The following is a 25,222-nucleotide window of genomic DNA, read 5'->3' on the forward strand; positions in this document are numbered from 1 at the left end:
GAGCGGGAATCAGCCGCGCAGCACCACGTTCTCGGGCTCCTCGCCCGCGAGGACGTGATCGATCTGCCGGCGCACGAGCCGCGCGATGCGGGGCCGCATCGCGGCGGTGGCGCCGCCGACGTGCGGGGCGATCAGCACGCCCTCCAGCGACCACAGCGGGTGGTCGGTGGGCAGTGGCTCGGGGTCGGCGACGTCCAGCGCCGCGCGGATGCGCCCCCGCTGCACGTGGTCGACGAGGGCGTCGGTGTCGATCACGGGGCCACGGCCGACGTTCACGACGAGCGCTCCCTCGGGCAGGGCCGACAGCGCGGCGTCGTCGACGAGGTGCTGCGTCTTGTCGCCGCCGGGAAGCGAGACGATCAGCACGTCGGTCGCCGCGAGCACGTCGTGCAGCTCGCCGAGGGGGAGGACCTCGACGTCGTCCTGCAGCCGACCGTGCGAGGCGACCGCGCGAAGGTCGACCTCGAACGGCTTCAGGCGCGCGGCGATCGCGCGACCCACGCCGCCGAAACCGAGAAGGGTGACCCGGGCGTCGGCGAGACCCGGCGTCTGCTTCGGCTTCCACTGCGCGCGGTCCTGCGCCCGCACGAACCGCGGCAGCGCGCGCTGCGCGGCGAGCGCCAGGGTGACGGCGAGTTCGGCGGTGGCCGTTTCGTGCACGCTCGTGGCATTCGCGAACACGATGCCCTCGGGGAGGCGCCCCTCGACGTTGTCGTAGCCGATCGACTGGCCCTGCACGAGCCGCGTCGACACCTCGGACAGTCGCGCGATGACCCCGTCCATCGACATGTACGGCGGCACCACGATGTCGATGTGCGGGCGGGGCGCGGCATCCGTCATGTCCCAGACGAGCACTTCCACGCCCTCGGGGAGTGGCTGAAGATCGTCACGGAGCTCGTCGGTGGGCACGGACACGATCAGCGAGGAAGTCACTCGCCCCACGCTACCCGCGAGTGCGGTAGCCGCGGCCGCCCGGACGCGACGAAGGAACCGTGCTGCCTCGGGACGGTCCTCGCCGTGTGAATACGCGGAGCCGATCGAAGATCTCCTGCGTCGTGTCCTGCGGCACACCGGCGAGCCAGTCGCTTCAGCCGGCGGCGGCCCCCGGCGGACGCCGGCCGACGTGCACGCCGACCGGGACGTCATAGGCGAGGTACTCCGCCATCAGCGCGTCCGCGTCGCGCGTGAACAGCCGCCGCGACAGGGCCGCGGCGAGCTTGGTCGCGCCGCCCACGAGCCCGGGAATCTGGTGGCTCAGCATGCCCTGGCTGATCCGGGCGCCGTGGTTGAACATGTGGATGCGCGACAGCGCCGACCCCGCCGCTGCACTCCGGCTGACGAGGCCGAAGTCGTCGTCGAGGTACGGGAACGCGGCGAGCCCGGGGTTCTCAGCCACCTGCGCCGGGGTCAGGCGGTCGCTCCAGATGCTGGCATCCGAGGCCACCGCCGACAGCTCCGGGCGGCGCGAGAGATCCGCGACGATCCCCGTCGCGGCGATGACGACGTCATATCGATGGATGCCGTGCGGCGTCGTCACCACGATCTCGCTGCCGTCCCACTCGACGGATCGCCATGGCGACGCGGTGAGGAAACGGAAGCCCTCGAAGGAGTGCGCGCGCCAGATCGCGTTCTGCGTCGCGGGCTGGTCGACGGCGGACAGGTGGACGTTGAAGGCCCACTTCTGCGCGTCGGTGAACGAGCCGTAGTTCTCGATGAGGCCCGAGAATTCCATCCACCGGTAGGGGCTGACCTGCGGCATAGCGGTGCGCCGCATGTGCACGTGGACGGACGCGGCGCCATGCTCGAGCGCCGTCGCGGCGTTGTCGAACGCCCCCGTGCCGGCGCCCAGGATGCCGATGCGCTTTCGGGCGAGGGCGGCGAAGTCGATGGCGTCGTGGGTGTGGTGCACCCTTTCCGATGGAAGACCGTCGAGCAGCGCGGGGATGTACCGGCCTCCCGCTCCCTCGATGCCAGTCGCGAGGACGACGTGCCGAGCGAGCAGGACCCACGATCCGTCGGGGCCGGTCAGGTCCAGGCGCAGGGGGCCCTCGGCATCCGTCGGGGTGATCGCCGCCACCGTCGTCGACCCGACGACGTGGATGCCCGCGACCGCGCGGTACCACTGGAGGAACCCCTGCCACGCGACGGTCGGGAAGAAGGCGATCCAGTCCCACGCCGCCTCGCCGTACACGGCCTCGAACCACGCGCGCGGGCTGACCGCCGGGACACCCCACGTCGGCCAGGCGATGTCCTTCGGGGTTCGGAGCGTGTGCATGCGGGCATAGGTGGTCCACGGCCCGGTGGCGTCGACCGGGGCCGCATCGAGCACGACCACGTCCTCGATCCCGCGGCGGCGCAGACCCCGGGCGAGCACGAGCCCGGCCTGTCCGCCGCCCACGATCACGACCGGGTGTTCGCCGTCGCGTTCGCCGACCCACGCCCGACCGTCGCCGGCGCTGAGCGCCTCCTGGTGCGCGGCCTCGCGCTCGAGGGCCGCCAGGCGCGCGGACGCGTCGGACAGGCGCTTGAGCATGCTCACTCGACGAGGACGCGCACGCCGTAGGCGTCGTCGAGCCGGAAGTTGTGGTGGTCGGTCACGTTCGTGTCGTCGAGCTCGAGGTTGACGAAGTCCATGCTCGGCTCGACGAAGAACGGGCCCGCGTGCCACGTGCCCTTGAGCATCGTGATGGCGGTGCGCGGCGGGATCCGGAACGCCCGCAGGTCGTCGAGGGTGGGCTCGCTGATGCCCGCCGGTGCGACGGCGATCGTCCACTCGACGTCGCCGACGGCCATGAGCGTCTGCGTGGTCTCGAGGTGTCGTGTCACCCGGACGAACTCGGGCGTCTTGTCGTCGAGCGTCATCAAGTAGAAGCGCGGGATGCCACCGGACACGTCGAGCACGGCCTCTTCGGCCGTGAAGGGGGTGCCGTCGGCCATGGGTGTCAGCACGACGCCGAACGGCGCGAAGTTTTCGGCGGTGACCGTCTCGGCGGTCAGCGGGTGGGCGGGAAGCGGCTCGGTCATGCCCCGAAGATACGCGTGCCCGACAAGCTCTTGTGCAACTTGTCTGACATGTTCACGATCGCGTTACGACCCGGAAACGCCCCGCTCGTGGCGGACGCGCCGGATGAGCGCGTTGCGCAGACCGGACGGTGCCGACACCTGCACTTCGCGCGACCAATACCCCACGTCGTCGCCCGTCCCGTAGCCGCAGTACGTCATCTCGACCACAGGGGCACCGGCCGCAGCGCTGAGCAGCCCCGCCCGCTCGGCATCCAGACTCACCGCGTCGACCCACAGGGTCTCCCACGCGACCCGGATGCCATTGCCCTCCTCCGCGAGCTCGAACACCGGCCGCCGGGGATCGAGGTCGACCTGGTGAGCGAGGGGGACGAGGTCCTCCGCCAGCGCATACGGTGCCCCGTCGACGCTCCACACCTTCACGGTGCGGAAGACCCGCGTACCGTCGGGGAGGTCGTCGAAGCGTTCGGGGTCACCCGCCTGGAGCACGCGGACCCCGGATGCCACGACCTCCAGTCGCGGCTCGTACCCGGCTGCGCGAATCGACAGGGAGTGGTCGAACTGCTCATCGATCCGTCGCCCGACATCGGGCAGTCGCCGGTTCGGCGTGGTGCGGGTGCCCTGCGTGCGGTGCACGTACCCGCGCTCCTCGAGCCGCACCAGCGCCTCACGCACCGACGCCCGGCTCGCCCCCGTCAGCTCCGCGAGCCGCGGCTCGGACGGGAGGGTCTCGAGATCGCCGCTCCACAGCGCGAGGATCCGGTCGATCACGGCATCCTGGTCCGACGTGGCCATGGGCTCCTGGGTCTTTCGCGGGCGGTCACTCCTGCGGGCCGCGGAGGACCTCGACGGCATCCTCTCGGCTCGACACCCCCAGCTTTGCGTAGATCGAGCGGACCTGGGACTTCACGGTGTTCACCGACACGTTGCGCGTGCGCGCGATCTCGGGGAGCCCGAGGCTCGACGTGAGCAGATGGGCGAGCTCGCGCTCGGTGCTGGTGAGCGCCGCGAGGACTCCGGCGGATCTCGACCGGGCGGCAATCGCGGGGAGCATCTGTCGTATGGCCGCCACCAGAGGTGCCAGCTCCTGGTTGTCCGACGCTACGAGCTCCAGGAGGCGGTCGGTGTCGCCCAGGGGAATCATCAGGAACGGGGTGGCCGAACCGCCGGTGCGCTGGATGAGAAGGATGGCCGACTCCATGCTCTGTACCGCGCGCTTCTCACTGCCCAGACGCAGGAACGCAACGGCGCGACGCGTCAACAAAGGCGTCAGAGTGCGGAGGCAGTGTTCGTCGTGCAGTGCCACGCAGGCGTTCGTGGTCTCGATCACTTCCCGCTCACGCCCCATCTGCAGCAGCGCAGACGCACGCTGCATCGGGAAACAGATCGCGTGGCCGGGGTGTGTCACCGCGTGGGACAGGACCGCGAGGGCCTCGTCGTATTCCCCGTGCGTGATGAGCATGTCGGCGTACAGTCCGAGCAGAAGTTCGCGGATGACCCGGTAGCTGCGTGACCGAGCCGACCCGTAGAGGAGTTCCCGGCTCTTGGCGATCCCCCGGGCGATGTCGCGGTCGAAGAATGCCGCGGCGACCCGGATCATGTCGGCGCTGAAGTGCCAATAGGGATCGTCCGGCTGAGCGGTGTCGATCTCATCGGAAACCGACCGCATTCGCGCGGCGTCGACGTTGCTGACGGCGATCAGGGCATCGCCCAGGAGAAGCCCCTGTGATGTGTCCTCGATCTGCCAGCCCTCCGCGACGAACAGGCTTCGCGCCTCGGCCTCCGCGACGGCAGCGGCCGGGTATTCGGCGTTGAAGGCCAGGTTCAAAGCCTGCATGCTGAGGGCGCGATATCGCTGAGCCGGTGTCTCGGCGAACACGAGTGCTTCCGAGGCGTACAGTGCCCCGATCTGCGGCCACCCGATCGTCGCGCAATACTCGGCCACGCTGGCGAACAGCCCGGACCGCGCGGGACCGGAGAGCGCCGCGGGTCGGATGAGGCGGTTGTTGTCGAAGTAGCGCAAGACGAACCCGAGCCCGTCGCCGAGCGCGTCGTTCCGTGCACGCGCAGCCAGCATCGCGGACAGCAGCATGGCGCGAGTATCGGTCCACACCAGTGGCGCCGCTCCAGGGTCGGCCTCCGCCAGCAGCGACAGATGCCGCGGCAGAGGTTGGCCGTGCCCGGGCTCCAACCGCAGGGACGTGTGCGCGGCTGCTGCGCGCAGCGCAGCGCTCGGACCGGTGGAACCTTCGGAATCGCTCATGTGACCTCCGCGACACGAGCGCGACCGCCGGCGGGTGCGCGCGTGCGCGCGCGTCGCGGTCGCGTCGTGGATAGACAGGCACCCAGGACGGGCGGTCGGACGCGGATTCGGGTTCGCGGGCGGCCGCTGGAGCCGCAGGCCCCCCGGGGAGCGGCTCCACCCCGAGGATATGTCAAATGTCACACTTTCGCCTGCGATCCGGCCGCAGAAAAAGGTGGGACGTGAGCTGTGGAGGAGGGTGTTACACGGCGGCGGCGACCACAGCCGAGATCGCCGAGGTGAAGAACCCGAGGCCGTCCACGCCGGAGCGCATCGCGGCGGCCGTTCCCGGCCCGAAGCCGGGCTCGACGGCGTGCTCGGGGTGGGGCATCAAGCCGACGACGTTGCCGCGCTGGTTGGTGAGCCCTGCGATGTCGTCGAGCGAGCCGTTCGGGTTGACGCCCAGGTACCGGAAGGTCACCAGGCCCTCGCCGTTCACACGGGCCAGGGTCTCGGCATCCGCGATGTATCCGCCGTCGGCGTTCTTCAACGGGATGACGATCTCGTCGCCCTCGTCGAACGCGCTGGTCCACGCGGTCGAGGCGTTCTCGACGCGCAGGCGCTGGTCGCGACGGATGAACTGCTGGTGAGCGTTGCGGATCAGGCCGCCGGGCAGCAGGTGCGCCTCGACGAGCATCTGGAAGCCGTTGCAGATGCCGAGGATCGGCATGCCCTTCGCCGCGGCATCCTTCACCTCGGCCATGATCGGCGCGAACGCGGCGATCGCACCGGCGCGCAGGTAGTCGCCGTAGCTGAATCCGCCGGGGAGGACGAGGGCGTCGACGCCCTTCAGGTCGTGCTCGCCGTGCCACAGGGCGACCGGTTCGCCGCCCGCGAGGCGGATCGCGCGCTGCGCGTCGCGGTCGTCGAGGGAACCGGGGAAGGTGATGACCCCGATGCGCGCCGTCACTCGACGACCTCGATGTTCACTACGTCTTCGATGACGGAGTTCGAGAGCATTTCGTCGGCGAGTTCGCGGACGCGGGCGAGGGTGGCCTCGTCGACGTCGCCATCGACGGTGAGTTCGAAACGCTTGCCGATCCGCACGTCGGAGAATCGGTGCTCACCCCGTCGCGAGAGCGCGCCGGCGACGGCCTTTCCCTGCGGGTCGAGGAGCTCGGCCTTGGGCATGACGTCGACGACGATGGTGGGCATTCCAGCTCCAGGTGTCGGAAGGGCAATGGATGCCATTCTACGGGGCGAGGTCTGCGGGCGATCGACACCGCTCTGCGTCTTCCGCACAACCCCTTGCGCCCCGGGACAGAAGATGGGAGCGCTCTCTTGACACCGTGGGAGCGATCCCATAGCCTCGTCCACGATCGGTGAGAGCGCTCCCACGGTTCAGAGGTCGAGAGGGCGCCGCGCACAGAAGCACACCGAGTCACCCACCACGAAGGAGTGTTCTGTGAAATCACGTGTCCTGCGTCGTGCCGCCGTCGTCGCGGCCGTCGCCTCCACCTCCGCCCTCGTTCTCGCCGGATGCTCCGGCAGCGGGGGCACCGCCTCGGGCGACGGCGAGGTCACCCTCACCATCGCGACGTTCAACGACTTCGGGTACACCGATGCACTCCTGCAGGAGTACATGGACGCGCACCCGAACGTGAAGATCGTCCACAACAAGGCCGCGACCAGCAACGAGGCCCGCGAGAACTACTTCCAGAAGCTCGGCAAGACCGGCCTCGCCGACATCGAGGCGATCGAGGTCGACTGGCTGCCGGAGGTCATGGAGTACGCCGACCTCCTCGCCCCCGTGCCGGAGGACCTGAAGAGCCGCTGGCTCGACTACAAGGTCGAGGCCGCCACGAGCCCCGAGGGCAACCTCGTCGGCTACGGCACCGACATCGGACCCGAGGGCGTCTGCTACCGCTCCGACCTCTTCGCCGCGGCGGGTCTGCCCACCGACCGCGCCGAGGTCGCCGCGCTCCTCCAGGGCGACTGGTCGACCTACTTCGAGGTCGGCGACCAGTACGTCGCCGCCACCGGCAAGGCCTTCTTCGACTCCGCCGGTGGCACCTACCAGGGCGCCATCAACCAGGTCGAGGCCGCCTACGAAGACCCGTCGAGCGGCGAGATCACCGCGACTTCCAACCCCGAGGTCAAGAAGATCTACGACCAGGTCCTCAAAGCCAGCGCCACGCAGTCGGCCCACCTCGGCCAGTGGTCGGACGACTGGTTCGCGGGCCTGTCGAACGGTGCCTTCGCCACCATGCTCTGCCCCGGCTGGATGCTCGGTGTCATCGAGGGCAACGCCCCCGAGGTCACGGGCTGGGACATCGCCAATGTCTTCCCCGGCGGCGCCGGCAACTGGGGCGGGTCGTACCTGACCGTTCCCGCCAACGGCGCGAACGTCGAGGCCGCGCAGGAGCTCGCCGACTGGCTGACCGACCCCGAGACGCAGGTCAAGGCGTTCGAGAACGCCGGCACCTTCCCGAGCCAGGTGGGCGCGCTCGAGGCTGACGGGCTGCTCAGCAGCACCAATGCGTACTTCAACGATGCGCCCGTGGGCGAGATGCTCTCCGAGCGCGCGCAGGCCGTGAAGGTGTCGCCGTACAAGGGCACGTTCTACTTCCAGATCAACGACGCCATGCAGAAGGCGCTGACGCGTGTCGAAGACGGCACGCAGGATGCCGCCACCTCCTGGCAGCAGTGGGCGACCGAGGTCGACGCCCTGTCCTGACCCCAGCGAACGGATGCCAGGGGCTGCGGCTTCGCGCCCCTGGCATCCGTCGCCCGTCCCCTTCTCGCGTGAGGGGTCAAGAACTGTCGCCTGGCTCCGTCGCAGGCGACAGATTCTGACCCCTCACGCGTCTGAAACGGAGCACAGATCGTGACCAGCACACTCGAGCGACCCACGGGGGGCGCGGCGCCGGAGACGCGCGCGCGCGAGCCCCGGCGGGTGGGGTTCAGCAAACGCCGCAGCGCGTGGGACCTGAAGCTCTCGCCGTACCTCTACATCTCGCCGTTCTTCATCCTGTTCGCGATCACCGGGCTCTTCCCGATCGCGTACACCGCGGTGATCTCGTTCATGGACTGGGACCTCGTCCGCAACTCGGGCGAGTTCATCGGATTCGACCAGTACGCGTGGGTGCTCAGCCAGCCGAAGTTCTGGATCGCCCTGCGCAACACCTTCAGCATCTTCCTGCTCTCGAGCATCCCGCAGCTGATCCTCGCGATCTTCATCGCGGCGATGCTCGACCAGAACATCCGCGCCAAGACGTTCTGGCGCATGAGCGTTCTCATCCCCTATGTCATGGCACCCGTGGCCGTGGCGCTCATCTTCAGCAACATGTTCGGCGACCAGTACGGCGTCGTGAACACCACGCTGCAGAACCTCGGACTCCCCGCCGTCCCGTGGCACTCCGACGCCTTCGCCAGCCACATCGCGATCGCGACGATGGTCAACTTCCGCTGGACGGGGTACAACACCCTGATCCTCCTCGCCGCGATGCAAGCCGTGCCGCGCGAGTACTACGAGGCCGCCACCGTCGACGGTGCCGGCAAGTTCCGGCAGTTCCTCTCGATCACGCTCCCCAGCCTCCGGCCGACCCTGATCTTCGTGATCATCACGTCGACGATCGGCGGCCTGCAGATCTTCGACGAGCCGCGCATGTACGACCAGTACGGCACGGGCGGCGCCGACAACCAGTGGCTCACGGTCACGCTGTGGCTCTACAACGTCGGCTGGGGCGAGTGGAACTTCGGCCGCGCGGCGGCGCTCGCGTGGATCCTGTTCCTCATCATCCTCGCCATCGGTGTGGTCAATCTGTTCATCACGCGCTCGCTCGTGCGCGACGAGGGCCGTCGCGATACGCGGTCCCGTCGCGAGATGCGCGCCCAGGCGCGTGCCGCCAAGAAGCAGCTCGCGCGAGAGGAGGCGGGCCGATGAGTTCCGTCAACGCCGTGCCCGTGCCCGTCATCGATCCGGAGCTGCCCGCGAAGCCGCGGCGCCGCCGGGCCATCCGCGGATCGCGCCCGGGCTGGTTCGTCTACGCCGCCCTCGGCGCGGTGCTCGTGGCGAGCGTCTTCCCCTTCTACTGGTCGCTCCTGATCGGGTCGGGCGACTCGTCGACCATCCGCGACGCGAACCGCTCGTGGCTGCCCGGCGGCAACTTCTTCGCCAACGCCGCCTCGGTGATCGGCGACCCCGCGGTCAACTTCTGGCCCGCGCTGATCAACTCGATCATCAGCTCCGGCTTGATCGCGGCATCCGTCGTCTTCTTCTCCACCCTCGCGGGGTGGGCGTTCGCGAAGCTCAAGTTCCGCGGCGGTCCGTGGCTGCTCGTCTTCGTCGTGGCGACGATGGCCGTGCCGACGCAGCTCGGTGTCGTGCCGCTGTACATCCTGTTCAGCGAGCTCGGGTGGACCGGCCAGCTCGGAGCGATCATCATTCCGGCGCTGACCAGCGCGTTCGGGGTGTTCTGGATGACGCAGTACCTGCGCCAGGCGGTGCCCGACGAGCTCATCGAGGCCGCGCGCGTCGACGGTGCCAGCTCGTTCCGCACGTTCCTGACGGTGGGCGTCCCGGCGGCGCGGCCCGCCGCGGCGATGCTCGCGCTGTTCACGTTCGTCAGCGCGTGGAACAACTTCTTCTGGCCGTTCATCGTGCTCGACCGCCAGAACCCGACGCTGCCGGTGGCGCTCTCGTTGCTGCAGTCCAACTACTTCGTCGACTACTCCATCGTGCTCGCGGGCGTGCTGCTGTCGACGATCCCGCTGCTGCTGCTGTTCGTCTTCGCGGGCAAGCAGCTGGTCAGTGGCATCATGCAAGGGGCGGTCAAGGGATGACACTCGCGCCCACGGAAGGAACCCGATCCATGTCCCACACCCGAGCCTTTCCCGAGGGCTTCCTCTTCGGCGCGGCGACCGCCGCGTACCAGATCGAGGGAGCCGCGTTCGAGGACGGGCGAACGGCCTCCATCTGGGACGCGTTCAGCCGGGTCCCCGACGCGGTGATCAACGCCGACAACGGTGACGTCGCGTGCGACCACTACCACCGGTACGCCGACGACGTGCGGGTCATGAAGAACCTCGGCTTGCAGACCTACCGCTTCTCGACCTCGTGGTCGCGGGTGCGTCCCGACGGCGGCGCGCTGAACGCGAAGGGCGTCGACTTCTACAAGCGCCTCGTCGACGAGCTCCTGGATGCCGGCATCCTCCCGTGGCTGACCCTGTACCACTGGGACCTGCCCCAGGCCCTGCAGGACCGGGGCGGGTGGACCGTCCGCGAGACGAGCGACCTCTTCACCGAGTACGCGCTCGACATGCACGACGCCCTCGGCGACCGCGTGAACGTGTGGACGACGCTGAACGAACCGTGGTGCTCGTCGTTCCTCAGCTACACCGCCGGCGCCCACGCGCCCGGCCACTACTCGCAGGCCGAGGGCATGCTCGCCGCGCACCACCTGCTGCTCGGACACGGCCAGACTGTCCGCGAGCTGCGCGCCCGCGATGCGTCGCTCAACCTCGGGCTCACGCTGAACCTGACGGTGGCGGATGCCGTCGACCCGACGAACCCCGCCGACCTCGACGCCGCGCGCCGCATCGACGGGCAGTTCAACCGCTGGTTCCTCGACCCGGTGTTCCGCGGCAGCTACCCGGCCGACATCATCCAGGACTTCCGGAACGTGGATGCCGAGGCTGTGCGGCGTTGGCAGGATGCCGTGCGCCCGGGCGACCTCGAGGTCATCTCGACGCCCATCGACACGCTCGGCGTGAACTACTACCACGGCGAGTTCGTCGGCGGCACGGCGCCCCGGGTGAACCCCCCGGGCGGCGACGCGCCGACCGTCCGCCCCACCTCGTCGCCGTTCCCCGCGCACGAGAACCTGTTCTGGCACGAGCGAGGTCTCGAGCGCACGACCATGGGCTGGGAGGTACAGCCCGAAGGTCTCACCCAGCTCCTCGGTCGCGTCAGCGACGAATACTCGGCGGCGGCCGGCGTCGCGCTCTACGTCACCGAGAACGGCGCCGCCTACGACGACGTTCCGGTGGTCGAGGACGGCGCGACGCGCGTCCACGACGTCGAGCGCGTGGAGTTCGTGGAGGCGCATCTCGCCGCCATCCTGGATGCCGTCGACAGGGGTATCGACGTGCGCGGCTACTTCTACTGGTCGCTGCTCGACAACTTCGAGTGGGCCTGGGGCTACGAGAAGCGGTTCGGCATCGTCCACGTCGACTACGCGACGCAGGAGCGTTCCGTGAAGGACTCCGGCCTGGCGTACGCCCGGGTGATCGCGGAGCGGGCGCTGGTAGTCCCCGCGGCAGCCGTGGCGGAAGCGCTCCCCGTGGCCTGAGGTCCTTCACCCGCGACCGTTCACCCGCTCGGCGCGCGCCGTACGTTCGCGCCGAGCGGGTTTCGGGCCGGCGCGGAGGAGTACGCTCGCAACGTCGCCGCGTGTGAAGCGGCGCGGTCGCTGAGCCCGGGAGGAGACCGATGTCACTGATCCCTGTGCGCGGCACCGCGACCATCGAGGAGGTGGCCGCTCGAGCCGGCGTCTCGCGCTCGACCGTGTCCCGCGTCGTCAACGGCTCGACCGCCGTCTCGCCCTCCGCGCTCGAGGCCGTGCGTCGCGCCATCGAGGAGCTGCAGTACGTCCCCAACCGCGCCGCTCGCTCGCTCGCCAGCCGCCAGACGCGCGCGATCGCGCTCGTCATCCCCGAGGACACCGACCGGTTCTTCGGCGACCCGTTCTTCGGCTCGATCGTCGCCGGTATCTCGCAGGTCATCGGCGAGTCCGACTACGTGATGAACATGCTCATCGCCACCGACGACGCCAGCGCCAAAGCACTCGGGTATCTGCGCGGCGGCAGCGTCGACGGTGCCATCGTGGCCTCGCACCACACCAGCGACACGTTCGTGGACCGCCTGGCCGACACCGTCCCCGTCGTCTTCGGCGGACGGCCCGCACGCGTGCGCCCCGGCGACCACTACGTCGACGTCGACAATGCGCAGGGCGGACGGGATGCCACCCGCTACCTGCTCGACCGCGGTCACCGTCGCCTCGCGACCATCGCCGGCCCCGCCGACATGCCCGCGGGCATCGATCGGCTGCAGGGCTTCCGTGACGTGCTGGCCGAGGAAGGGCTGGAGCCCGTGGCCGTCGAGAACGGCGACTTCACCGAGGCCGGGGGCGCCGACGCGATGCGGAGGATCCTGGCATCCGGAGTTCTGCCCGCCGCGGTGTTCGCGGCGAGCGACCTCATGGCTCGTGGTGCCTACACCGCGCTGCGCGAGTACGGACACGAGCCGGGCCGCGACGTCGCCGTGATCGGCTTCGACGACTCCGCGGTCGCGACCTCGCTCGTGCCCTCGCTCACGACCGTGCGGCAGCCCTCGCACGACCAGGGGCGCCAGATGGCGACGATGCTGCTCGACGTCCTCGCGGGGCGCGCCACGGCGAACACGGCGATCCTTCCGACCGAGATCATCGAGCGCGGCTCCGCCTGACCCGTCGGGCGGGCGCCCGGCGGGCACGGCGGACAGACGCTAGCCTGAGCGCTATCGAGCGTGCGGGAACCCGAGCCTGCGCCGCGAGGTCGAGAGGATCGACGATGCGTCGATGGAGAAGCGTCGCCGCTGTGGTCGCCGTCATCGCGGTCGCGGGCCTGACGGGCTGCGTTCCGGAGGAGGCGGCACCGGTCGAGTCGGCGAGTTCCACTCCGTCGATCACCGTGGAGATGCCCAGCTCCACCCCGACCCCCTCGGAATCGGATGCCGGGGCGAGCGTGGCCGCGAACATTCCGGCATCCTGTGACGACCTCGGCATCGCCAGCAGTCGAGACGAGACGGTCGGCGACCTCACCGCCCAGCACGCCGACGGGTTCGTCCGGCCCGCGCCGCCGAACGCCGCCACGAAGCTGTCGTGCAACTGGATCCAGGAGGAAGCGGCCGCCGTGCTGCTCATCATCAGCACCGCGAGCGACGCCGAGGTCACCACCGGCCTCGACGGGCTGGCATCCGAGGGGTACCAGTGTCAACCGGCGCAGGACTTCGGTGCGCAGTACTGCTCGCGTCCCGGCGACGCGGCCGACAGCGAAGACGTGATCGTCGCGTGCGACGACGTCTGGATCTACCTCGAGACGGTCAACGTCGACGCGCGGGCCTGGTTGTCCGACATCGCCGCGCAGATCTACGGCTGACCCACCCCGCGCTCAGCGGTCGCGGGGGAGTGGCTGCTGGTAGACGTCCGGGACGTCGTCGCCGTCGGCATCCACCTCCTCCTCCGCCGCGAGCTGCTTGTAGCGACGGTTGCGGACGAGCAGCACGCTCGCCGCGAGCAGGGATGCCACCAGCGACGCGACCATGATCGCGATCTTCGCGTCGTCGGTGTGCTCCGACCCGGCGGGGAAGCTCAGCTCGGCGATCAGCAGCGACACGGTGAAGCCGATACCCGCGAGAAGGCCCACGCCGGCGAGATCGATCCACTTGAGCGCGGGGTCGAGGCGCACCTTCGTCACGAGCGTGAGGAGGCGAACCCCGAGCAGGATGCCGAGAGGCTTGCCGACCACGAGTCCCGCGACGACGCCGATCGTGACGGGGTCCGTCATGGCGCGCGCGAGGCCTTCGCCGCCGCCGACCGCGACGCCCGCGGCGAAGAACGCGAAGATCGGCACGGCGATGCCGGCAGAGAGCGGGCGGAAGCGGTGCTCGAACTGTTCGGCGAGGTCCATGCCGCGGATCTCGGGCTGCCGCTTCGACGGGGCCACCGGGATCGTGAACGCGAGGGCGACGCCCGCGATGGTCGCGTGCACGCCCGACGCGTGCAGGAACGCCCAGGCCGCGAAACCGATCGGGAGCAGCACGACCCACGCCGCCCAGGGCGTGCGCGCGAACCACGCGCGGCCGCGGTGGGCGATCACGCCGTAGATCGCGACGAGGACCGCGAAGATCCCGAGCGGCACGAGCGAGATGTCGCTCGTGTAGAACAGTGCGATGATCGCGATCGCGATGAGGTCGTCGACCACCGCGAGCGTCAGCAGGAAGATGCGCAGCGGGCCCGGCAGGTGCGAACCGACGAGGGCGAGCACGGCCACGGCGAACGCGATGTCGGTGGCCGCGGGGATGGCCCATCCGGCCAGGAGGCTCGGCTGCGACGACACGACGAGCACGTAGATCAGCGCGGGCATGGCCACGCCGGCCGCGGCGGCGGTGATCGGCACGATCGCGGTGCTGAAGCGGCGGAGGCTCCCCACGACGATCTCGCGCTTGAGCTCGAGGCCGACCATGAAGAAGAAGATCGCCAGCAGCCCGTCGGCCGCCCAGGCCCCGACGCTCAGCTCGAGGTGCCACGGCTCGAACCCGAACCGCAGGTCGCGTAGAGCGAAGTACGCGTCGGCGGCAGGGGAGTTGGCCCAGATGATCGCTGCGATCGCGGCCACCACGAGCAGCATTCCGCCGACCGACTCACGACGGAGCACCGTGGTGACGCGGTGCACCTCGGCGTATCCGGGCCAGCGGGGGGCGCGGACGTCGGTGTTGTTCATGGCATCCATTTCGGGGTCGTCGACGCGTTCGTCGACCAGACTTCCCGACACACCTCGGTCAGTTTACCGGGGGTGGGCGCGGTGCGGCGGCGTCAGTCTTCCTCGGGGTTGAAGTTCGAGGAGGTGTCGGAGTGGCCGGCCGCGACACCGTCCGGGGCGTCGGGGATGGTGCCGTCCGTGCCGAGGCCGCCGGGCTTGGTCTCGCCGTCCGACGGGGAGACCTCGACATCGGCGCCTTCGTAGGCGTTTTCGTCGGCGGAGGCTTGCGAGGGATCGATTCCGGATGCCATGGGCGTGCCCTTCTCGTGATCGGTGGCGGGACGCACGGGCACCCCGCCGGGGCGGCCGACGCTACCGGGACGCGCCGCACCCGCTCACCCGGTTGCGGCCGCGCTCCGCGTGTGCTGCGCGCGCCCCGAGAGCGCACGAACCGGTCGAGCGCGCACGTTCGGGACGCCTGTACCGTGTGCGCTCGACCCGATCGTGTGCGCTCGGCGCACGGGCCGCGCCGCCGACCGCCCCGCGCGTCAGGACGGGTCGCCGCCCAGCGGGCCTACGGCGGGGATCGGCCCGCCGTCGTCGGCACCCGTCTTGCGGGCGCGGGCGATCGCATTGCCGAGGTGGTAGATCACGAGCGCTGCGACCGAGCCGAGCACGATCGCGCCGAGCTGGAAGTCGCCCCACTGCATCGTGAACCCGGCGATCGCGAGCACCAGCGCGACGGCACCCGTGTACTGGTTGACCGGACGGGAGAAGTCGACGCGGTTGTCGACCCAGATCTTGATGCCGATGATCCCGATGAGGCCGTAGAGCGCGGTGGTGACCCCGCCGAGGACACCCGGGGGAATCGTGTTGAACACCGCCCCGACCTTCGGTGACAGGCTCAGCAGGATCGCGGTCAGGCCGGCGACCCAGTACACCGCGGTGGAGTACACGCGCGTCGCCGCCATCACGCCGATGTTCTCGCCGTACGTCGTCGTGCCCGAGCCGCCGAACGTCCCCGCGAGCGTGGTCGCCACGCCGTCGGCGATGAGCGCACGTCCGGTGGAGCGGTTGGCCGTGGCATCCGTCATCGCCGCCACACCCCGCACGTGCCCGACATTCTCGGCCACGAGCACCAGCACCACCGGCAGGAACATCGCGATGACCGACCACGTCGCGGGCTCGGTGAAGTCGGCGATCTCGAAGGTCGGCAGACCGACCCACGGCGCGGCCTCGACGGCGGCGAAGTCGATGAGTGCCTCTCCGGTCGCCGCCTGGATCAGCACCGTCGCGACGTAGCCGACGATGACGCCGAGGAAGATCGAGATGCGCCCGAGGAATCCGCGGAACAGCACGCTGAACAGGATCACCGCGACCAGCGTGATCGTGCCGGGCAGCGGCTGCAGCTGGAAGTTCTGCCACGCGACGGGCGCCAGGTTGAAGCCGATGAGGGCGACGATGGCACCGGCCACGACCGGCGGCATGACCTTGTCGACCCAGCCGAGACCGGCGAACTGCACCACGAAACCGATCGCGGTGAGCAGGACGCCGACCGCCACGATGCCGGCGAGCGCCGACCCCGTGCCCGCGGTCGCCGTGGCGGCGGTGATCGGGGCGATGAACGCGAACGACGAGCCGAGGTAGCTGGGGAGGCGGTTGCGGGTGACGAGCAGGAACAGCAGCGTCCCCACGCCCGAGAACAGCAGCGTCGTCGACACCGGGAAGCCCGTGAGCACGGGCACGAGGAAGGTCGCGCCGAACATCGCGATGACGTGCTGCAACCCGATCGCGACCGTTGCGCCCCAGTTGAGTCGTTCGCCCGGGGCGACGACCGCTCCGGGCTCGACGGTGCGGCCGTTTCCGTGCAGCTTCCACTGGAACATGTGTCTCCTCGCGGTGGGGTGGGGGATGGATGACGAGCGCACACGTTCGGGTCGACTGCACACGTTCCGTGCGTCCGCGGCGTGCGCGGTGGGCCCGAACGTATGTTTTCGACGCCGTATCGCGCCGCCGCCCGGCCTCAGGCCGTCAGGCGCTCGAGCAGCTCGGCGTAGCGGGCGCGGGTGCGCGCCACGATGTCGTCGGGGAGCGCGGGCGGCTCGCCCTGCTTGTCCCAGTGGGCGGCGAGCCAGTCGCGCACGATCTGCTTGTCGAAGCTCGCCATGCGCTCGGCGGGGGTGGAGCCGGTGCGCCAGGCCTCGGCATCCCAGTAACGGGACGAGTCCGACGTCAGCACCTCGTCGGCCAGCGTCAGAACGCCCGCGTCGTCGTAGCCGAACTCGAACTTCGTGTCGGCGAGGATGAGCCCGCGATTCTCGGCGATCGCCGACGCCCGGCGGTAGATCTCGAGCGACAGGTCGCGCAGCGCGGCAGCGGTCTCTTCGCCGACGAGCTCGACCGACCGCTCGTACGTGATGTTCTCGTCGTGCTCGCCCATCGGGGCCTTGTATGCGGGGGTGTAGAGCGGCTCGGGCAGTCGGTCGCCGTCGCCGAGGCCCTCGGGAAGCGGGATGCCGCACACCGTCTGCGTCGCCTGGTACTCGGCCCAGCCGGTGCCGGTGAGGTAGCCGCGCACGACGCACTCGATCGGCTGCATGTCGAGCGACCGGACCAGCATGGCGCGTCCGCGCACGACATCCGGGATCAGCTCGACCGCGTCGTCGCCGTCGAGCACGTGGTCGGCAGCGAGATGATTCGGGATGCCACGCCCCCCGTCCGCACCGGCGAGACGGTCGAACCACCACAGGCTCAGCGTCGTCAGGAGCACACCCTTATCGGGGATGCCAGGACTCAGGACGTGGTCGAACGCGCTGACGCGATCACTCGCGACCACCAGCAGGTGCGCGGGTGCGGCTCCGTCGGCGGTGTCGCCGGGGACGTAGAGGTCGCGGACCTTGCCCGAGTAGACGTGTCGCCAGCCGTCGAGGGCCAGGGGGGAAGCGGGGATCACCCGCTCATTATCGCGGGTCGCCACGCCCGGCCCCGGCCGAGGGGGCACTGATTTTGTCACATCCGAGCCGCGAACGCCCGCCCCCCTGCGTTCCCGGGGCCTCTCGCTACCGTTGCAGGATGACCGAGGCGAACCCCGACACCGAGGCATCCATCGATCCGCATGCCGGCAGCTCCCACCGCACTCTGCGCGGCTGGGTGTTCTGGCCGGCCGCGGCGATCGCGTTGGCCTTCATCTCTTTCGCGCTGATCTTCCCCAGCGCCGCCGAAGCAGCGTTCGGCACGATGCAGACCGCGATCGTCTCGGCCTTCAACTGGTACTACGTGCTGATCGCCGCGTTCTTCGTCGTGTTCGCGCTCGCCGTGGGGTTCAGCCGCTTCGGTCGGATCAAGCTCGGTCAAGACGACGACGAACCCGAGTTCTCGACGATGTCGTGGTTCGCGTTGCTCTTCGCCGCGGGCATGGGGATCGGTCTGGTCTTCTACGGGGTGAGTGAGCCGCTCAGCCACTTCGCGTCGCCCCGCCCGGGCGTCGAGGGCACACCGACGCAGCTCGCCCAGCAGGCGATGTCGCAGACGTTCCTGCACTGGGGCGTACACGCCTGGTCGATCTACGTCGTGCTCGGGCTCGCTCTCGCGTATGCCTTCCATCGGCGCAAGCGTCCGCGCACGATCCGGTGGGCGCTCGAACCGATCCTCGGCGCGCGGCTCGTCCGGGGCGGGTGGGGCAACGCGATCGATGTCGCCGCCCTCGTCGGCACGCTCTTTGGCGTCGCGACGTCGCTCGGCCTCGGTGTGATCCAGATCAGCGCCGGCCTCGAGTTCCTCGACGTCGTGCCGACCTCGATCGTGAGCCAGGCGATCCTGATCGGCATCATCACCGGGTTCGTCCTGTTCTCCGTGCTGTCCGGCGTCGGGCGCGGCATGAAGTGGCTGTCGAACATCAACCTCGTGCTCGCGGGCCTGCTGATGCTCTTCCTGCTGTTCGTCGGTCCGACCGAGTTCCTGCTGCGCGACGTCGTGCAGTCGATCGGCAACTACATCCAGAACTTCGTCGGCCTCTCGTTCACCGTGAGTGCGTACGCGGGAGACGCGGGTGTGGCGTGGCAGGGCGCATGGACGGCGTTCTACTGGGGCTGGTGGATCTCGTGGGCGCCCTTCGTCGGCATCTTCATCGCGCGCATCTCGCGCGGTCGCACCGTGCGCCAGTTCGTCACCGGCGTCATCCTGGTGCCCACGCTCGTCGGCATCCTGTGGTTCACGGTGCTCGGCGGCTCGGCGATCTACGCGGAGCTCACGGGGTCGGCCTCGTTCGTCGGCGAGGACGGGACGGTGGATGTCTCGACCGCCCTGTTCCAGCTGCTCGAGACGGTTCCCGGGTCGGTCTTCCTCGTGATCGGGTTCCTCCTCCTCATCGGCATCTTCTTCATCACCTCGGCCGATTCGGGTGCACTCGTGATGAGCATGATCGCCACCGGCGGTGAAGAGACGCCGCCCCGATGGACCCGGATCTTCTTCACCCTGGCGACGTCGGTGATCGCGCTGGCGCTCCTCATCGCGGGTGGGCTGACCGCGCTGCAGACGGCGGCGATCAGTATCGCGCTGCCGTTCAGCATCGTGCTGCTGGCGATCTGCTGGGCCACCGTCGTGGCGTTCCGGCGCGAGATCGCCGCGTACGACAAGGCCGAGCGTGCGCAACTGCGCGAGCAGATCGGCGAGCACTACGGACTCGAGGTCGAAGAGGCGAACCAGCGCGGCATCTTCGGAATCCCGGTGTGGTGGAAGCGCCGACGGCAGACTCCCGCCCCCTCTCCCGCCCCCGACGCCGACGTCGACGCGCCGACGGGCTGATACCGAACGTTCACCGCACCACCGACCTCCTCCGGTCCGTGCGCGATATAGTCCATGTGGACTAGTCGACACGGACCATGGAGGGCGGATGCCAGAACCTGCGCGTCTCACCCCGCTCGCGGTGATGCTTCTCGCGACCCTGCGCGAGGGCGACATGCATCCATACGAGATGCTGCGCCTTCTACGCGACCGCCGCGACGACCGTCTGGTGCCGCTGCAGAAGGGCACGATCTACCACACGATCGCGCGGCTCGAGCGGGAAGGGCTGGTCGCCGAGGTCGGTGTCGACCGCGACGGCAACCGTCCCGAGCGCACGACGTACCGCCTGCTCGACGCCGGACGCGACGCCGTGGACGCGTGGGTGCGCGTGGAACTCCCGCAGATCGATCGGCCCGGCGACTTCCGCGTCGCGCTCGCTGAGGCCCACAACCTCGACCGCGACGACGTCGTCGCGCTCCTCGACCAGCGGCGCGAGCTGCTCCTCGCCTCGCGTGAGCTGCATCGCGAGGGGCTCTCCCGCGCGCGGGACCGCGCGGTTCCCCACCAGTTCATGATCGAGGTCGAGCGGCAGGCCGTCCTCCTCGACGCCGAACTCGCCTGGCAGGACTCCCTGCGTCACGGCCTGGCCACCGGCACCCTCCCCTGGGGGGTCGACGGCCTTCCCCACCATCACGAACGACTCCACGTCTCGAAGGAGACCCCCGAATGACCGACTCCCGCGCCGCCTCCGTGGCATCCGCTCCGCCCGAACGCAGCCCGTGGCCCGCCCTGTGGGCGCTGGTCATCGGGTTCTTCATGATCCTCGTCGACACCACGATCGTCTCGGTGGCCAACCCCGCCATCAAGGCCGCGCTCGACCCGTCGACGAACAACCTCGACAACGTCGTGTGGGTCACCAGCGCCTACCTTCTGACGTATGCCGTGCCGCTGCTGGTGACGGGCCGCCTCGGCGACAGGTTCGGGCCCAAGAACGTGTACCTCGTCGGCCTCGCGATCTTCACGATCGCCTCCCTCGCCTGCGGTCTCGCGTCGTCGCTCGAGATGCTCATCGTCGCGCGCGCGGTGCAGGGACTCGGCGCCGCGCTGATGACGCCGCAGACGATGGCCGTCATCACCCGCACCTTCCCGCCCCAGCGCCGCGGCGCGGCCATGGGCCTGTGGGGTGCGACCGCGGGGGTCGCCACGCTCGTCGGTCCGCTCGCCGGGGGACTGCTCGTCGACGGGTTCGGGTGGGAGTGGATCTTCTTCATCAACATCCCCGTCGGGATCATCGGGTTCATCGCCGCGGTCGTCCTGGTGCCGCAGCTGCCGACGTCCACGCACAAGTTCGACCTGCTGGGGGTCGTGCTCAGCGCCGCGGGCCTGTTCCTCATCGTCTTCGGCCTGCAGGAGGGCGAGCACTTCGATTGGGCCGCGTGGATCTGGGCGATGGTCGTCGCCGGGATCGTTGTGATGGCGGTGTTCATCTGGACGCAGGCCCGTACCAAGAGCGAGCCGCTCGTGCCGCTCGAGCTGTTCCGCGATCGCAACTTCTCGATCGCCAACCTCGCGATCGCCGCGGTCGGCTTCACCGTCACGAGCATGGCGCTGCCGCAGATGTTCTACCTGCAGTTGGCGCGCGGCCTCACCCCGACCGAGTCGGCGCTGCTGCTGATCCCGCTCGCGATCCTCTCGGGTGTGCTCGCCCCGTTCGCGGGAAAGCTCCTCGACCGCACCGATCCGCGCTTCCTGCTGGTGCCCGGGCTCCTGCTGGTCGGGGGAGCGCTCGTCATGTACGCCGCCCTCATCTTCGGCGATGCCCCGATCTGGGCGTTCCTCATCCCGTCCGCCCTCATGGGCGTCGGTAACGCCGGGATGTGGGGTCCGCTGGCGACCACCGCGACACGCAACCTGCCTCCGCGTCAGGCCGGCGCCGGCGCGGGCATCTACAACACCACCCGCACCGTGGGATCGGTGATCGGCTCGGCATCCATCGCCGCCTTCATGCAGGCGCGTCTCGAGGCCAACCTGCCCGGGGCGGGGGATGCCGCCGCGAGCTTCGGATCCGGAACCCTGCCGCCGCAGATCGTCGAGGGCTTCGCCACCGCCATGGGCCAGGCGCTGATTCTGCCGATCGGGGTGATCCTGGTGGGCCTGATCGCCGTGCTGTTCATGCGGCGGCCGTCCGTGATCCGGCCCCACGGCGCGCCGCGCGACGCGGCTCCCGCCGCCCAGGCCGCACCGGCGGCAGCGGGGGAGTAACGGCACTTCGCCGGTTCGCCGAGACCGCACGCGCCTGACGTCCCCCCTGCAGCCCGCAGCGGGGATGTCAGGCCGATGCGGTCTCGGCGTCCTCGTGGCGGCGACAGCCTCAGGGCGTGATCGCGTCGACGAAGCGGTGCGCCTCGTCGATCAGCGCGGCCCATGTCTCGGCCGCGTCCGGCGAGATCTCGGCCCACTCCCGCAGCGGCCGACCTCGCATGATCATCGGGGCGGCGATGCCGTCGGCGGTGAGTTCGCCGATGCGCTGCTCCGGCAGCTTGACGACGAGCGCCCCCTCGTGCGCGACGAACGCGAACACCTTGCCGCGCACGCGCACGCCCTCGGTTGGTGGATGACATCGAACGGATGCTGTCCACCCGCGTCTGACGCAGTCGTTGCGGCGGCTGCGCGCCGCCGGCCGGGAGTCAGTCCTCGACGACGCGGGCGGCGATATCGGTGCGGTACTGGCCACCCTCGAGCTCGATGCGGGCCAGCGCCTCGTAGGCGGCGGAACGGGCCTCGCGGAACGTCGTGCCGAGGGCCACGACGTTGAGCACGCGCCCACCGGTGGCGAGCAACTCGTCGCCGCGGAGCGCCGTCGCGGCGTGCGCCACGTGTACCCCGTCGACCTCATCGGCGTCGTCGAGACCGGTGAGCGGGCGGCCCGTGATCGGTGCCTCGGGGTACCCCTCGCTCGCCAGCACGACCGAGACGGCCGTCGCCTCGGCGAACGCGGGACGCGGCTGATCCTCGAGCGTGCCCGAGGCGGCGGCCATGAGAAGCGTCGAGAGGGGGTCGATCAGCCGCGGCAGCACGACCTGGGTCTCGGGATCTCCGAACCGCGCGTTGAACTCGATGACCTTCACGCCGGCCTCGGTCAAGATCAACCCGGCGTACAGGAGTCCGATGAACGGGGTGCCCTCGGCATCCATCTGGCGGATCACCGGTTCGGCGATCTCACGCGTGATGTGGTCGACGAACTGCTCCTCGCCGCCGAAGCGCTCGAGCAGCCACGGCAGCGGCGAATATGCGCCCATGCCGCCGGTGTTCGGGCCCTCGTCGCCGTCGCGCAGGCGCTTGAAGTCCTGCGCGGGGCTGAGGGGGAGCACCCGGTCGCCGTCGCTGAGGAAGAACAGCGAGACTTCGGGGCCGGCGAGGAACTCCTCGATGAGGACGGGGCCCGTCGGCAGATACGTCTCGGCGTGGGCGAGCGCGGCCGCGCGATCGGACGTGACGATGACGCCCTTGCCCGCCGCGAGACCATCGGCCTTGACGACGTGCGGGGCGCCGAGTTCGTCGAGCGCCGCCTCGACCCCGGCGAGATCGTGCGCGCGCACCGCCCGCCCGGTCGGCACGCCCGCGGCATCCATGATCCGCTTCGCGTACGTCTTCGAGCCCTCGAGCTGGGCCGCGGCCTTGCCCGGACCGAACACCGGGATGCCGCGCTCGCGCAGCGCGTCGGCGACGCCGGCCACGAGCGGAGCCTCGGGACCGATGACGACGAGGTCGACCGCCTCGGTCTTCGCGAACTCCGTGACGGCGCCCGGATCGTTCGCGTCGAGTTCGACCACGTGGGCGTCGCGGGCGATGCCGGCGTTGCCCGGGGCGGCGAAGATCGCGTGCGAGACCTCCTCGGAGCGCAGGGCGAGGATGATGGCGTGCTCGCGCGCGCCCGAACCGAGGACCAGGATTCTCACGCCGCCAGCCTAGCGAGCGGGTCGGACACGGCCTGCGCCCGGCCCCTCGGTGTCCACGACACGCGGACGACTCGCCCCCGCATCCGCGTGTCTTGGACGCTCGAGCATCACGGCGGGCGCCCTGTCGCACCCGACGAGTACCGTGGATGCCATGCCTCCCCGCCGCATCGACACCGGAGACGGCCGCGCTGCGCTCGCCGCCGTGGCCGCGGGCGACGCGCCCCGGACGGCGACGGCGACCGCGGTGCGCTATCTGCTGCAGCTGCTCGTCGAGAAGGCGCCCGGGAACTCGGTCGAGATGCGGGTGCCGCCGTTCGGTGCGGTGCAGGTGATCGAGGGCCCGCGGCACACTCGCGGCACCCCGCCCAATGTCGTCGAGACCGACGCCGCGACCTGGATCGCCGTCGCCACGGGAGCCGAGCACTGGGCGGATGCCGCGGCCTCCGGCCGGATCGTCGCCTCCGGTGTTCGCGCCGACCTCAGCGCCCTGCTGCCGCTGCGCCCCTGACTCGTGCGCCACCGGCGGGTGATCTCGACGTCGCGGAATCCGCGACCCGGCGGCTCCGCCGCGGTGGGACAATGTGAGCATGGCTGAGCAGCCCGCCCCCGAACGCAAGCCCCTCGTCCACGAGGAGATCGTGACGCTGCACGTGCGGCGCGCTCCGAAGTACGGCGTGTTCTTGGCCGCGGGGGCCGTCCTCGGCATCCTGGCCGCCCTCATCCTCACCTTCGCGATCGACGGCGCCGACCTCAGCCCCTACACGAACGTGGTCTATTCGCAGCTGCAGGTCTTCGGCTTCACCGCACTCATCTGCGTTGTGATCGGCGCGACGCTCGGGGCGATCGTGGCACTGATCTTCGAGCGCGTGGTGGGGCGGAAGGTCCGCGACGTGGCGGTCGACCACGAGCGCTACCGCCACTGACCCCGACGCTCAGGCGAGCTCGGCGATGATCGGGTGGATCGCCGTGTCGAACGCGACGACGTCGCTGCGCAGGCCGTCGGTCACCGCGACCGTGAGCGAGCCGATCCACCACACGCCGCGCTGAGCCAGCGGCAGCACCTGGACGTTCAGCTCGAACGAGTGCGCCCGGCGGCCGACGCGCCGCTCGTGTTCGGCGATCGCGCTGGCGTAGGCGCGATACGAGACGCCGGGCCGCGACGCTCCTTCGGTGCCGTAGCGGGCGTGGGCGTGTCGGGCGAACTCGAGAGCAGCAGCGCCGTGCGGAGCGATCGCCTCGCGCAGCGCCTCGGCCCGGCCGACCGGCAGCGCCAGCAGGTCGTCGAAGCCGTCGACGAGTTCGAGCGGCACGGGCGACGGATGCGCGAGCGGCTCGACGCTCATGGCCCAGAACTCCCGCCATTCCCGCTCGAGCAGTGCCTGGGCGTCGTCCGGACGCGGGGCGCCGTCGTAGCCGGGAACCCGGCGAAGCGTCGGCAGTTCCTCCGGCGCCCGGATGCCGCAGACCTGCCGCAGGTAGAGCGCGACCAGCACCGGGATCGCCGCGTCTTCGCGGATCACCCACTCCGGCTGGCCGCCCGTCATGGCGCCATTGTAGGGACGGAGCGGACCCCCGAGGGCGGGCCTTGCGCTCGCCGTGCGTCGTCGGACGGAGGAGATTCGTGGAGGGGAGGATGCCAGGGCCCGGGGCCGTCCTCCCGTCGCCGAACCTCCCCCCCCCCCCCCCCCCCCCCCCC

The 25,222-nt window shown here is 70.2% G+C and carries 25 protein-coding genes; 11 read left to right on the forward strand and 14 right to left on the reverse strand.

The genetic code is table 11. The features are described from left to right. Positions 1-9: 9 nt before the first annotated feature. The 7 genes from D8Y23_RS12495 to purS form a co-directional block, all read right to left on the reverse strand. Positions 10-933, reverse strand: coding sequence for a 2-hydroxyacid dehydrogenase (locus tag D8Y23_RS12495; RefSeq protein ID WP_240663892.1), 924 nt, complete (start codon positions 931-933; stop codon positions 10-12). Positions 934-1,087: 154 nt separating this feature from the next. Next, positions 1,088-2,533 (reverse strand): FAD-dependent oxidoreductase, encoded by a 1,446-nt coding sequence (locus tag D8Y23_RS12500; RefSeq protein ID WP_128218456.1) that lies wholly within the window; start codon positions 2,531-2,533, stop codon positions 1,088-1,090. 2 nt (positions 2,534-2,535) lie between these two features. Continuing rightward, a complete protein-coding gene (locus D8Y23_RS12505) occupies positions 2,536-3,024 on the reverse strand; it encodes an ureidoglycolate lyase (RefSeq protein WP_128218457.1) in 489 nt (162 codons plus the stop codon). 63 nt (positions 3,025-3,087) lie between these two features. Then, positions 3,088-3,816: a GntR family transcriptional regulator gene (locus D8Y23_RS12510; RefSeq protein ID WP_164878231.1), complete on the reverse strand. Its 729-nt coding sequence runs from the start codon at positions 3,814-3,816 to the stop codon at positions 3,088-3,090. Positions 3,817-3,841: 25 nt separating this feature from the next. Continuing rightward, the gene (locus tag D8Y23_RS12515; protein WP_128218459.1) at positions 3,842-5,284 is read right to left on the reverse strand and encodes a helix-turn-helix domain-containing protein; all 1,443 of its coding nucleotides are present in this window, start codon (positions 5,282-5,284) and stop codon (positions 3,842-3,844) included. 241 nt (positions 5,285-5,525) lie between these two features. After that, entirely contained in the window at positions 5,526-6,233 is a 708-nt protein-coding gene (purQ, locus tag D8Y23_RS12520; RefSeq protein ID WP_128218460.1) for a phosphoribosylformylglycinamidine synthase subunit PurQ, read from the reverse strand. Beyond that, a complete protein-coding gene (gene purS, locus D8Y23_RS12525) occupies positions 6,230-6,478 on the reverse strand; it encodes a phosphoribosylformylglycinamidine synthase subunit PurS (RefSeq protein ID WP_128218461.1) in 249 nt (82 codons plus the stop codon). The genes purQ and purS overlap by 4 nt, the downstream gene beginning before the upstream one ends. Before the next feature lie 250 nt (positions 6,479-6,728). Between purS and D8Y23_RS12530 the strand changes: the two genes are divergently transcribed. From D8Y23_RS12530 to D8Y23_RS12555, 6 genes are all read left to right on the forward strand, one after another. Beyond that, positions 6,729-8,000, forward strand: coding sequence for an ABC transporter substrate-binding protein (locus D8Y23_RS12530; protein WP_128218462.1), 1,272 nt, complete (start codon positions 6,729-6,731; stop codon positions 7,998-8,000). Between the two features lie 150 nt (positions 8,001-8,150). Continuing rightward, positions 8,151-9,209, forward strand: coding sequence for a carbohydrate ABC transporter permease (locus D8Y23_RS12535; RefSeq protein ID WP_128218463.1), 1,059 nt, complete (start codon positions 8,151-8,153; stop codon positions 9,207-9,209). Next, entirely contained in the window at positions 9,206-10,108 is a 903-nt protein-coding gene (locus D8Y23_RS12540; RefSeq protein ID WP_128218464.1) for a carbohydrate ABC transporter permease, read from the forward strand. Before D8Y23_RS12535 ends, D8Y23_RS12540 begins: the two co-directional genes overlap by 4 nt. Positions 10,109-10,137: 29 nt before the next feature. Beyond that, positions 10,138-11,616: a GH1 family beta-glucosidase gene (locus D8Y23_RS12545; protein WP_128218465.1), complete on the forward strand. Its 1,479-nt coding sequence runs from the start codon at positions 10,138-10,140 to the stop codon at positions 11,614-11,616. 140 nt (positions 11,617-11,756) lie between these two features. Next, the gene (locus tag D8Y23_RS12550; protein WP_205797146.1) at positions 11,757-12,770 is read left to right on the forward strand and encodes a LacI family DNA-binding transcriptional regulator; all 1,014 of its coding nucleotides are present in this window, start codon (positions 11,757-11,759) and stop codon (positions 12,768-12,770) included. A 104-nt stretch (positions 12,771-12,874) separates the two neighbouring features. Next, entirely contained in the window at positions 12,875-13,462 is a 588-nt protein-coding gene (locus tag D8Y23_RS12555) for a hypothetical protein (RefSeq protein ID WP_128218466.1), read from the forward strand. Positions 13,463-13,474: 12 nt separating this feature from the next. Here D8Y23_RS12555 and nhaA read toward each other — a convergent pair whose 3' ends face one another. From nhaA to D8Y23_RS12575, 4 genes are all read right to left on the reverse strand, one after another. Next, on the reverse strand, positions 13,475-14,806 hold the full coding sequence (nhaA, locus tag D8Y23_RS12560; RefSeq protein ID WP_128218478.1) for a Na+/H+ antiporter NhaA: 1,332 nt from the start codon (positions 14,804-14,806) through the stop codon (positions 13,475-13,477). A gap of 92 nt (positions 14,807-14,898) precedes the next feature. After that, positions 14,899-15,096 carry a hypothetical protein gene (locus tag D8Y23_RS12565; RefSeq protein ID WP_205797150.1) on the reverse strand — a complete coding sequence of 66 codons (198 nt, stop codon included), beginning with the start codon at positions 15,094-15,096 and terminating at the stop codon, positions 14,899-14,901. A 237-nt stretch (positions 15,097-15,333) separates the two neighbouring features. After that, entirely contained in the window at positions 15,334-16,671 is a 1,338-nt protein-coding gene (locus tag D8Y23_RS12570; protein WP_128218467.1) for a uracil-xanthine permease family protein, read from the reverse strand. A 137-nt stretch (positions 16,672-16,808) separates the two neighbouring features. Further along, positions 16,809-17,738, reverse strand: a complete 930-nt coding sequence (locus D8Y23_RS12575) for a phosphoribosylaminoimidazolesuccinocarboxamide synthase (RefSeq protein ID WP_240663893.1) — start codon at positions 17,736-17,738, stop codon at positions 16,809-16,811. Positions 17,739-17,857: 119 nt separating this feature from the next. On the opposite strand from D8Y23_RS12575, the gene D8Y23_RS12580 reads away from it, so the two are divergent. The 3 genes from D8Y23_RS12580 (at position 17,858) to D8Y23_RS12590 (ending at position 21,829) form a co-directional block, all read left to right on the forward strand. Beyond that, the gene (locus D8Y23_RS12580; protein WP_128218469.1) at positions 17,858-19,588 is read left to right on the forward strand and encodes a BCCT family transporter; all 1,731 of its coding nucleotides are present in this window, start codon (positions 17,858-17,860) and stop codon (positions 19,586-19,588) included. A gap of 88 nt (positions 19,589-19,676) precedes the next feature. After that, on the forward strand, positions 19,677-20,297 hold the full coding sequence (locus D8Y23_RS12585) for a PadR family transcriptional regulator (RefSeq protein ID WP_128218470.1): 621 nt from the start codon (positions 19,677-19,679) through the stop codon (positions 20,295-20,297). Continuing rightward, positions 20,294-21,829 (forward strand): DHA2 family efflux MFS transporter permease subunit, encoded by a 1,536-nt coding sequence (locus D8Y23_RS12590; protein WP_128218471.1) that lies wholly within the window; start codon positions 20,294-20,296, stop codon positions 21,827-21,829. The genes D8Y23_RS12585 and D8Y23_RS12590 overlap by 4 nt, the downstream gene beginning before the upstream one ends. 109 nt (positions 21,830-21,938) lie before the next feature. Here the strand turns inward: D8Y23_RS12590 and D8Y23_RS12595 are convergent, their stop codons facing one another. Both D8Y23_RS12595 and purD read right to left on the reverse strand, forming a co-directional pair. Further along, positions 21,939-22,160, reverse strand: coding sequence for a hypothetical protein (locus D8Y23_RS12595; protein ID WP_128218472.1), 222 nt, complete (start codon positions 22,158-22,160; stop codon positions 21,939-21,941). 94 nt (positions 22,161-22,254) lie between these two features. Then, on the reverse strand, positions 22,255-23,526 hold the full coding sequence (purD, locus tag D8Y23_RS12600; protein WP_128218473.1) for a phosphoribosylamine--glycine ligase: 1,272 nt from the start codon (positions 23,524-23,526) through the stop codon (positions 22,255-22,257). Between the two features lie 151 nt (positions 23,527-23,677). Here purD and D8Y23_RS12605 point away from each other — a divergent pair, with 151 nt between their 5' ends. Continuing rightward, positions 23,678-24,034 carry a sterol carrier family protein gene (locus D8Y23_RS12605; protein WP_128218474.1) on the forward strand — a complete coding sequence of 119 codons (357 nt, stop codon included), beginning with the start codon at positions 23,678-23,680 and terminating at the stop codon, positions 24,032-24,034. A 79-nt stretch (positions 24,035-24,113) separates the two neighbouring features. Further along, positions 24,114-24,449 carry a potassium transporter Trk gene (locus D8Y23_RS12610; RefSeq protein ID WP_128218475.1) on the forward strand — a complete coding sequence of 112 codons (336 nt, stop codon included), beginning with the start codon at positions 24,114-24,116 and terminating at the stop codon, positions 24,447-24,449. Positions 24,450-24,458: 9 nt separating this feature from the next. Here the strand turns inward: D8Y23_RS12610 and D8Y23_RS12615 are convergent, their stop codons facing one another. Further along, a complete protein-coding gene (locus D8Y23_RS12615; RefSeq protein WP_128218476.1) occupies positions 24,459-25,070 on the reverse strand; it encodes a zinc-binding alcohol dehydrogenase in 612 nt (203 codons plus the stop codon). Between the last annotated feature and the right edge of the window lie 152 nt (positions 25,071-25,222).

It is taken from the genome of Microbacterium enclense (assembly GCF_004022425.1).
Lineage (GTDB): Bacteria > Actinomycetota > Actinomycetes > Actinomycetales > Microbacteriaceae > Microbacterium > Microbacterium enclense_A.